The sequence below is a fragment of the Oleiphilus sp. HI0067 genome (assembly GCF_001635735.1).
In genome coordinates this window covers 1-1,477 of sequence record NZ_LWFI01001337.1, presented here as the reverse complement: position 1 = coordinate 1,477, position 1,477 = coordinate 1, and the positions used below count along the sequence as shown (strand labels likewise).

Genomic DNA, 1,477 nt, shown 5'->3' with positions numbered 1-1,477 from the left:
GCCTGAAGGAGACGCAAAGCGTATTGTAGACCCCGTTTTAGAGGATAGTTTTTCTTTTTGGACTGGCCAATAACGCTCGCGTCGCATGACGGATAAGCCTTGCCGCGGGCAATAAAAGCGGCAATTTATAAGTTATTGAAAAATAAGAAAAAATAATTGGCACTTCTCTTGCTTTTTAACCTCTTAGATTAACTAGGATGAGTTAAATGGCGATTTCATTTCAAAATGCATTAGGTGTTCACCCGCAAGCTGTAGAGCTTCGAGTGCAGCGTGCTGAGTTGATGGCAAACAACTTAGCAAATGCAGATACGCCCGGATTCAAAGCGCGCGACATTGACTTCAAAGCGGCGATGGCTGAACAGCAAAGCATGCTTGATGGGCAGTTAGCGATGAGCGCTACGCAAGGCGGTCACATTGCTCCGAACCAAGGTCAATCCGGAGCGGAAGTTCTTTACCGAACGCCAACTCAGCCATCCGTAGACGGGAACACAGTAGATACGCAGCAAGAGCTTGCTGAATTTACCAAGAATGTTCTCGACTATCAGGCGAGCTTTCAGTTCTTGAATGGAAAGTTTAAATCCCTAAGCAAAGCAATAAAGGGTGAATAAGCATGTCTTTAAATTCCATTTTTAATATTGCCGGTTCTGGCATGTCGGCACAGTCGGTACGTTTAAATACAACCGCTAGTAACATCGCGAATGCAGATAGTGCAGCGAGCAGTACTGGCGAAGTGTATCGAGCGCGAAAGCCTGTATTTGCAGCGATTCAAGAAAGCGCTATGACAGGTGCAATGCCGAGTATGACAGATGCGGGTTCTCAAGGTGTTCAGATTAAAGGTATTGTCGAGAGTGATGCAGCGTTGGATATGCGTTATCAGCCGGATCACCCTTTGGCGGATGAGCAGGGCTACGTCATATATCCCAATGTGAATGTTGTAGAGGAAATGGCTGACATGATGTCCGCCTCGCGCAGTTTTCAAACAAATGTCGATGTCATGGAGGCAGCCAAAACCATGATGCAACGAATTTTAACTTTAGGCCAATAGGCGAGATAGACGATGACAAGTATTAATACCTCCGGTGTTGCTGATCCTCTAGCGCAGTATCGCTTAGAAAATAACGGCGAAGCGGCAAAGAAAGGTGACTTGGGTAAAAACGAGTTTTTGGATCTGATGATCGCTCAGCTCGAGAATCAAAACCCTCTTGAGCCTCAAGATAACGGTGCCTTTATCTCGCAGCTAGCTGAATTTAGTGCGCTAGAAGAAATGCAACAAATTAACAACACGGTGAATAACTTCACCAATAAGTTCCAGTCTACACAAGCATTGCAAGCGTCTGCCATGGTTGGGCGCTCTGTGTTGGTGCCAGGCGCTGAGGCTCCACTTTCGGCAAGTGGAACGATTAGCGGCATTGCAGACATTCCGTCTGGAACTAGCAATCTTTCTATCTCTATTTTGAATGGTTCAGGTGAGCTCGTG

The 1,477-nt window shown here is 46.2% G+C and carries 3 protein-coding genes; all 3 read left to right on the top strand.

Going from position 1 to position 1,477, the window contains the following annotated elements; all coding sequences use genetic code 11:
- The first annotated feature begins 206 nt into the window (after nucleotides 1–206).
- Complete coding sequence (gene flgB, locus A3739_RS21225) at nucleotides 207–608, top strand: flagellar basal body rod protein FlgB (RefSeq protein WP_068476543.1); 402 nt, start codon at nucleotides 207–209, stop codon at nucleotides 606–608.
- A gap of 2 nt (nucleotides 609–610) precedes the next feature.
- The gene (gene flgC / locus A3739_RS21220; protein ID WP_068476541.1) at nucleotides 611–1,045 is read left to right on the top strand and encodes a flagellar basal body rod protein FlgC; all 435 of its coding nucleotides are present in this window, start codon (nucleotides 611–613) and stop codon (nucleotides 1,043–1,045) included.
- A gap of 12 nt (nucleotides 1,046–1,057) precedes the next feature.
- The coding region (locus A3739_RS21215) for a flagellar hook assembly protein FlgD (RefSeq protein WP_304440299.1) at nucleotides 1,058–1,477 on the top strand (420 nt) is incomplete at its 3' end.

Excerpts from the sequence above, each read along its gene's own strand:
- flgB (WP_068476543.1), top strand. The coding sequence starts at position 207 with ATGGCGATTTCATTTCAAAATGCATTAGGTGTTCACCCGCAAGCTGTA.
- flgC (WP_068476541.1), top strand. The coding sequence starts at position 611 with ATGTCTTTAAATTCCATTTTTAATATTGCCGGTTCTGGCATGTCGGCA.